Raw genomic sequence first — 6,774 nt, 5'->3', positions numbered from 1 at the left:
GCAAATCCACACGAAATGTCCCTTAAGCCACAAAAAAGCCCCTTCCAACAATGGAAGGGGCTATCTTGTGGCCAGAGCCAGGATCGAACTGGCGACCCCACACTTTTCAGGCGTGTGCTCTACCGACTGAGCTATCTGGCCAGAAGCCACAAGGACTTCGGCGACCCTGACGGGACTTGAACCCGCGACCTCCGCCGTGACAGGGCGGCGCGCTAACCAACTGCGCCACAGGGCCATTTTCAATTATCTCTTGTGCGCTGGGCACGAATAAGTACTCTACACAAAGCTTGAGAAACACACCAAATCAGCATGTCATATACGGTTTTTAAGAGTAAAGAAGTACCGTCCACGCGACTGCCGCACAGCACCTAGACCTATCGGTCCCGACCCCGCCTTGAGTGGGCTATGACAAGCAAAACAATTCAAGCCTCGAAGCGTGTTTCTACAAACACCGCTCCGAGGCTTGGTATGGCGACCCTGACGGGACTTGAACCCGCGACCTCCGCCGTGACAGGGCGGCGCGCTAACCAACTGCGCCACAGGGCCATACATATTGACTTATGTACCAACACGTTAGTGTTGGTACCCCCAACGGGATTCGAACCCGTGCCGCCGCCGTGAAAGGGCGGTGTCCTAGGCCGCTAGACGATGGGGGCCCGTTGCCTTGAGGCAACTTTGTAAAAATATACTGGAGACATCCCTACTTAACCAAATCGCCCCGGCAGAAAGGCGGAAAACCATGGCTGACCAGCGCGATACTTGCTCCTGCCACGAGCCCGGCGTTCACGGCTACAACTCCGATAGCGAGCAAAAGGCAAAATACTTAGCGCGTCTCAAGCGCATCGAGGGCCAAACCAGAGGCATCCACCGCATGATTGCGGAAGACCAATATTGCATCGACATCATCACGCAGATCTCCGCGGTCACCTCAGCGCTCGAGAACGTCTCCCTAGCGCTGCTAGAAGACCACATAGAGCACTGCGTGGCAGGAGCCGCCGCCGAGGACGGGCAAGTAGCCACAGAGAAGCTAGAGGAGGCCATGCGGGCCATCCGGAAGCTCGTGAAGAGCTAGAGGAGCAAAGCCTGCTGAGTGGGCCACCCTACAACGCAAAAGAGCCGCCCGAAGGCGGCTCTTTCTGTGGGCCCTGCGGGGCTCGAACCCGCGACCTGCGGATTAAAAGTCCGTAGCTCTACCAACTGAGCTAAAGGCCCAACGCCCATCCATCTTAGTAGGTGACACTAAGGAAAAGGAAATGGCCCTCACCTCCAGCGGTAAGGGCCACGACCGAGCGGCATGAGCGATTAACCGCGCATGTCACCCTTCTCCATGAAGTTCACCTGGAAGTCAAAGGCGGTCTTCAGATCGTGCGGGGTGTGCTGGAACTTATTAGCCTTGGCACGCTCGTAGTATTCCTCAAGCAGCGGGCGGTAGTCCGGGTGCGCCACGGCGATAACCTTCTCCACGCGCTCCTTCGGAGCGAGACCACGCAGGTCCGCCACACCGTACTCGGTGATGATGACCATGGTGTCGTGCTCGGTGTGGTCGGTGTGGGACACGAACGGCACGATGGCGGAGATTGCGCCATCCTTGGCCACCGACGGGGAGACGAAGGTGGAGATGTAAGCATTACGGGTGAAGTCACCGGAGCCACCGGTACCGTTCATGATGCGGGAACCGGAGACGTTGGTGGAGTTGATGTTGCCGTAAATGTCGCCCTCAATCATGCCGTTGGAGGAGATCAAGCCAACGCGGCGAATAACCTCCGGGTGGTTGGACACCTGCTGTGGGCGCAGGATGATGTGCTTGGCGTAGCGCTCAGCCTCAGCGTTCATCTTGTCCGCGTACTCCGGGGACAGAGCGAAGGAGGTAGCAGAGGCGACGGTCATCTTGCCGGCGTCGATCAGATCGAGCATGCCGTCCTGGATAACCTCGGTATACGCCTGAATGTTTTCAAACTTGGAGTCCAGCAGGCCGGCCATCACAGCGTTCGGGACGTTACCCACACCGGACTGCATGATGAACTTGTCATACTCAAGGCGGCCGGCAGCGACCTCGCCCTCAAGGAACTCGATGAAGTTCGCAGCAATCTTCTCGGAGACCTCATCCGGAGCCTTGAACGGTGCGTTGCGGTCCGGAGCGTCGGTCTTGACCACTGCCACGACCTTTTCTTCCGGGATCTCAATGTAGGTGGTTCCAACGCGGTCGGCCGGCTTGGTGATCGGAATGGGCTGACGGTTCGGCAGCTTCTCAATCCGGTAGATATCGTGCATGCCCTCAAGGTTGAGGGACTGCCACTCGTTCACCTCGATGATGATCTTGTCGGCGGCCTCAATGTATTCGAGGTTGTTGCCCACGGCCGAGGACGGAATGATGTTTCCGTTCTCGTCGATACGCACGGCCTCAATAATGGCTACCTGGAAGTCACCGTAGAAGCCCTCCTCGACCTGCTGACCGGAGTGCGAAAGGTGGATGTCCTGGTACAGCGCGGAGCCGTCGTTGAAGCGGCCACGCAGAACTGGGTCGGAGTTGTACGGGGAGCGGAAGCGGATGGCGTTAGCCTCCGCGAGCACGCCGTCGCAGTCCGGGGCAGTCGAAGCGCCAGAGAAGACGTCAATCTTGAACTCTTCACCCGCCTCGTGCGCTGCCTTTGCCTTTTCCGCGATGGCGGTAGGCAGGGCCTTGGGGTAGCCAGCACCAGTAAAGCCGGAGATTCCCACACGGTCACCGTGATTGACGAACTTAGCTGCCTCGTCAGCGCTCATAACGAGCTTTTCAAACGGCGCGTATGCAATTCTCTCAGACATGAGTCCTCCTTTTATGTGCAGAAAAGACCTAGGTTACGGTCCTTTCCTATTAGTTACATGCACCACACTAGCGAATCGGTGGCGAATTTACCGCACTCTGCCCCAAACCGTGTGCACCCCTCACTTTTTTCATCAGAATTTGCCCCCCTAGGCTTGTTCCGCGCACAATTGGCGGCGTGACTCTTGCTATCGGAAACATCCAGCTCAACTCCCCCGTTGTCCTCGCCCCTATGGCGGGCGTGACCAACGTGGCCTTTCGCGTGCTGTGCCGCGAGCAAGAGCTAGCGAAGACCGGAACCGTCTCCGGCCTCTACGTGTGTGAAATGGTCACCGCACGCGCCCTCGTTGAGCGCAACCCAAAGACCTTGCACATGACCACGTTTGACCCCGAAGAACAGCCGCGCTCACTGCAGCTGTACACCGTCGATCCGGAGTACACGTACAAGGCGGCCAAAATGATCGTGGACGAGAACCTCGCAGACCACATCGACATGAACTTCGGCTGCCCGGTTCCCAAGGTCACGCGCCGCGGCGGTGGTTCCGCCCTGCCCTATAAGCGCCGTTTGTTTGGCAACATTGTCGCTGCGGCCGTCAAAGCGACGGAGGGCACGGACATTCCAGTCACCGTCAAGATGCGCGTCGGCATCGATGACGAGCACAAAACGCACCTCGACGCCGGCCGGATCGCCGTTGCTGAGGGTGCCGCGGCCGTCGCTCTCCACGGTCGCACGGCGGCCCAACGCTACTCTGGCCACGCCGACTGGGGAGAGATTGCCCGCCTCAAGGAACACCTAGCGGATACTGGCATTCCCGTCTTGGGTAACGGCGATATCTTCAAGGCAACCGATGCGCACGACATGATGGAACAAACCGGATGTGACGGCGTCGTCGTAGGCCGCGGCTGTTTGGGCCGCCCCTGGCTCTTCGCGGAGCTCTCCGCCCACCTGCGGGGTGAGCCGGTGCCGCCGGAGCCCACTTTGGGGGAAGTCACGCAGATTATGATTCGCCACGCCGAACTGCTGACACAGCACGAAGGCGAGCGCCAGGCCAGCCGCGATATTCGCAAGCACATTGGGTGGTACCTCCGAGGCTTTCCGGTGGGCGGCCAGGTACGCGCGGGGCTTTCTCGCGTCAATTCCTTGGAGGATCTGCGCGAGCTATTGGCGCCGTGGGCGGACTCGCCCGCGCTTGCCGACGACGCCGATGGCGCCCGCGGCCGCCAGGGTTCACCCGCCAAGGTGGTCCTGCCCGAAGGGTGGCTCGATGATCCGGAGGATGCCACGGTTCCGGAAGGCGCGGAGATCATGCACTCCGGAGGCTAGGAGCAGAACCTGCCTTGATCGTGTTGCCCGACAGGCACTAGACCAATAGTTGGGCTAAAGTACGTGGCATGCGCGCAGCTTACCGTGAACAGTTGGATAACTTTGCCCATGATCTGATCATCATGAGCACGACCGTCCATAGGTTGATGACTCTTGCCTCCCAGGCATTAATCGAGGCTTCCCTGCAACCAGCTGAGGAGGCCGTGTCGCTGCGCGATGAACTGGATGAGGTCCGCACGCGCTGTGAAGACCGTGCGGTGTCCCTTCTGGCCTTGGAGAACCCCATGGCCAAGGACTTACGCCAAGTGATCTCCTCCATCTATATTGTGGAAGATTTCTACCGCATGGGCCGCCTATCCCAGCACATTGCAACGAGCGCGCGTCGCCGCCACCCAGAGCCGGTTGTACCGGCAGAAATCATGGGCTATTTCGAGGAGTACACCCGCCTCGTCCTCGACATGTCTGCAGGGCTCAAAGACATCCTCATCACCCGCGATCCGGAGCTCGCGCTGCGCCTGACCGAAGATGACGATGCCGTGGATGACATCAACCATCACCTGCTGCGCATGCTGACCCAGCGGGAGTGGAAGGGAACGGTGCGCCAAGCCGTGGAGACTTCGCAGCTGTCACGCTACTACGAGCGATTCGCAGATCATTGTGCCGCCGCTGCCGGGCGCATCATCTACCTGGCCACGGGCTTGGACCCGGATCGCTATATGCGCAAGCGCGACCAGGAGCAGCGCGACGCCGAGATGGAAGCCCGCATGGCGGAGCTCGAGCGCCAATTCCGCAACTAGGCAGGCGTGTGGGCGTGGGTGATCCACCCGGCTCGATCCAAAGCACAAGAAAGCCGGCGCCTCTCCTAGACCTTAAACAGGTGAGAGAGGGCGCCGGCTTTGGGCACTAGTGGCATTTAGCCGAAGCGGCCAGAGATGTAATCCTCGGTGTCCTTCTTGGACGGGTTTTCGAAGATCTTGGTGGTGTCATCGAACTCGACGAGGTGGCCCGGCTTGCCGGTGGCCTCTAGAGAGAAGAAACCAGTCTTATCGGACACGCGGGCTGCCTGCTGCATGTTGTGGGTCACGATAACGATGGTGAAGTTTTCCTTCAGCTCGTGGATGAGGTCCTCAACAGCCAGGGTGGAAATCGGGTCCAGCGCCGAGCACGGCTCATCCATGAGGAGAACCTCCGGCTCCACGGCAATCGCACGGGCGATGCACAGGCGCTGCTGCTGACCACCAGACAGGCCGCCGCCCGGCTTATCCAGGCGGTCCTTCACCTCGTCCCAGAGGTTAGCGCCGCGCAGGGACTTCTCGGCGACTTCCTTGAGCTTCTTCTTGTTCTTCTCACCGGACAGCTTCAGGCCGGCGACAACGTTGTCCTCGATGGACATGGTCGGGAACGGGTTAGCCTTCTGGAATACCATGCCGATGGTGTTGCGGACAGACACCGGGTCAACCTTGGAGCCGTAGATGTTCTGTCCATCCAAGAGGATCTCACCCTTGACGTAGGCGCCGGGGATGACCTCGTGCATACGGTTGAGGGTGCGCAGAACGGTGGACTTACCGCAGCCGGAGGGGCCGATGAAGGCGGTGACGGCCTTCGCCGGAATTTGCATGTTGACATTCTGTACGGCGTGGAAGTCACCGTAGTAGATGTTCACGTCGTTGAGCTCAAGCTTGGACATGAGTAGTGCTCCTATTGGGGGTAGGTGGAAAGTGAATACGGTTACTTCTTGACGGAGAACTTCGCCGAAACGATGCGCGCGCCGATATTGAGAATCGCGATGAGGACAACCAACGTGAGGGCGGCGCCCCACAGCTTGTCCAAGACAGCCGGATCAGCACCGGACTTGTACATATCCAGCATCATCAGTGGCAGCGAGGACTGCGCGCCCTTGAGGGCATCCCAGTTGATGGAGGACGTAGAGCCCACCAACACCAGCACCGGCGCGGACTCACCCATGATGCGGGCCACGGCGAGCATGATGCCGGTGACGATGCCGGAGAGAGCGGTCGGCAGAACGATGCGGGCGATGGTCTTCCACTTCGGTACACCGAGGGCATAGGAAGCCTCACGCAGGTCCATGGGGACCACACGGAGCATCTCCTCCGTATTGCGGACCACAATCGGAATCATCAGGAGTACCAAGGACAGTGCCACAGCCATACCGGAGCGCTTGAAGCCGAACAGCGTAATCCACATGGCGAAGATGAACAGTGCGGCCACGATGGAGGGCACACCGGACAGAATGTCCACCATGAAGGTGGTGAGGCGGCTCAGGGGGCCACCGCGGGAGTACTCCACAAGGTAAATCGCGGTAAAGATACCAATCGGAACCGAAATAACGGTCGCGATGATGGTCTGAACGAACGTACCGATGATGGCGTGCAGTGCACCACCGCCGGCTTCAGTATCCAGGATGCCGCGCTGGGATTCGGTCCACCACTCGGGGCTCAGGACAGCACCGGAACCGCGAACGATGAGCTCGAAGAGGACCCACAGCAGCGGGATCATGGCGATGATCATCGTCGCCCACACGAGAACGGTGGCGATGTTGTTGGTGGTCTTGCGGCTCGAGGAAATATCCAGGAAGGTCGGGCCGGAAGAAGCCGGGACAGAGTTAGAGGTTGTAGTCGTAGTCATC

At 59.5% G+C, this 6,774-nt stretch carries 6 protein-coding genes and 5 tRNA genes; 3 read left to right on the top strand and 8 right to left on the bottom strand.

Annotated elements, in window-relative coordinates; genetic code table 11:
* Nucleotides 1-68: 68 nt before the first annotated feature.
* The 4 genes from HMPREF3009_RS04110 to HMPREF3009_RS04095 all read right to left on the bottom strand — a co-directional run bounded on the left by HMPREF3009_RS04110 (nucleotide 69) and on the right by HMPREF3009_RS04095 (nucleotide 656).
* A tRNA-Phe gene (locus HMPREF3009_RS04110) sits at nucleotides 69-141 on the bottom strand.
* Between the two features lie 20 nt (nucleotides 142-161).
* Nucleotides 162-235, bottom strand: a tRNA-Asp gene (locus HMPREF3009_RS04105).
* A 234-nt stretch (nucleotides 236-469) separates the two neighbouring features.
* Nucleotides 470-546, bottom strand: a tRNA-Asp gene (locus HMPREF3009_RS04100).
* 34 nt (nucleotides 547-580) lie between these two features.
* Nucleotides 581-656, bottom strand: a tRNA-Glu gene (locus tag HMPREF3009_RS04095).
* Between the two features lie 83 nt (nucleotides 657-739).
* Here HMPREF3009_RS04095 and HMPREF3009_RS04090 point away from each other — a divergent pair.
* Nucleotides 740-1,072 (top strand): metal-sensitive transcriptional regulator, encoded by a 333-nt coding sequence (locus HMPREF3009_RS04090; protein ID WP_046649297.1) that lies wholly within the window; start codon nucleotides 740-742, stop codon nucleotides 1,070-1,072.
* 67 nt (nucleotides 1,073-1,139) lie between these two features.
* On the opposite strand, the gene HMPREF3009_RS04085 is transcribed toward HMPREF3009_RS04090, so the two are convergent.
* Together HMPREF3009_RS04085 and HMPREF3009_RS04080 are read right to left on the bottom strand one after the other, a co-directional pair.
* A tRNA-Lys gene (locus HMPREF3009_RS04085) sits at nucleotides 1,140-1,212 on the bottom strand.
* 90 nt (nucleotides 1,213-1,302) lie between these two features.
* Nucleotides 1,303-2,805, bottom strand: coding sequence for an acetyl-CoA hydrolase/transferase family protein (locus HMPREF3009_RS04080; RefSeq protein WP_070680178.1), 1,503 nt, complete (start codon nucleotides 2,803-2,805; stop codon nucleotides 1,303-1,305).
* A gap of 176 nt (nucleotides 2,806-2,981) precedes the next feature.
* On the opposite strand from HMPREF3009_RS04080, the gene dusB reads away from it, so the two are divergent.
* Together dusB and phoU are read left to right on the top strand one after the other, a co-directional pair.
* On the top strand, nucleotides 2,982-4,127 hold the full coding sequence (gene dusB / locus HMPREF3009_RS04075; protein WP_070680175.1) for a tRNA dihydrouridine synthase DusB: 1,146 nt from the start codon (nucleotides 2,982-2,984) through the stop codon (nucleotides 4,125-4,127).
* A gap of 68 nt (nucleotides 4,128-4,195) precedes the next feature.
* Complete coding sequence (gene phoU / locus HMPREF3009_RS04070) at nucleotides 4,196-4,924, top strand: phosphate signaling complex protein PhoU (protein WP_049157153.1); 729 nt, start codon at nucleotides 4,196-4,198, stop codon at nucleotides 4,922-4,924.
* Between the two features lie 116 nt (nucleotides 4,925-5,040).
* On the opposite strand, the gene pstB is transcribed toward phoU, so the two are convergent.
* Together pstB and pstA are read right to left on the bottom strand one after the other, a co-directional pair.
* Nucleotides 5,041-5,814, bottom strand: a complete 774-nt coding sequence (gene pstB / locus HMPREF3009_RS04065; RefSeq protein ID WP_046649300.1) for a phosphate ABC transporter ATP-binding protein PstB — start codon at nucleotides 5,812-5,814, stop codon at nucleotides 5,041-5,043.
* A 41-nt stretch (nucleotides 5,815-5,855) separates the two neighbouring features.
* Nucleotides 5,856-6,773, bottom strand: coding sequence for a phosphate ABC transporter permease PstA (gene pstA, locus HMPREF3009_RS04060; RefSeq protein ID WP_070511015.1), 918 nt, complete (start codon nucleotides 6,771-6,773; stop codon nucleotides 5,856-5,858).
* Nucleotide 6,774: the final 1 nt, after the last annotated feature.

Origin of the sequence: Corynebacterium sp. HMSC034H07 (genome assembly GCF_001815175.1) — a bacterium.
GTDB classification, from domain to species: Bacteria; Actinomycetota; Actinomycetes; order Mycobacteriales; family Mycobacteriaceae; genus Corynebacterium; species Corynebacterium hiratae.
Note: the sequence above shows the minus strand (reverse complement) of the source record. Positions and strands in the feature narration are given on the sequence as shown.

What these genes read in the sequence shown, in the direction of transcription:
- pstA (WP_070511015.1), bottom strand. Translation starts at nt 6,773, where the DNA reads ATGACTACGACTACAACCTCTAACTCTGTCCCGGCTTCTTCCGGCCCG.
- HMPREF3009_RS04090 (WP_046649297.1), top strand. Translation starts at nt 740, where the DNA reads ATGGCTGACCAGCGCGATACTTGCTCCTGCCACGAGCCCGGCGTTCAC.
- pstB (WP_046649300.1), bottom strand. Translation starts at nt 5,814, where the DNA reads ATGTCCAAGCTTGAGCTCAACGACGTGAACATCTACTACGGTGACTTC.
- phoU (WP_049157153.1), top strand. Translation starts at nt 4,196, where the DNA reads ATGCGCGCAGCTTACCGTGAACAGTTGGATAACTTTGCCCATGATCTG.
- HMPREF3009_RS04080 (WP_070680178.1), bottom strand. Translation starts at nt 2,805, where the DNA reads ATGTCTGAGAGAATTGCATACGCGCCGTTTGAAAAGCTCGTTATGAGC.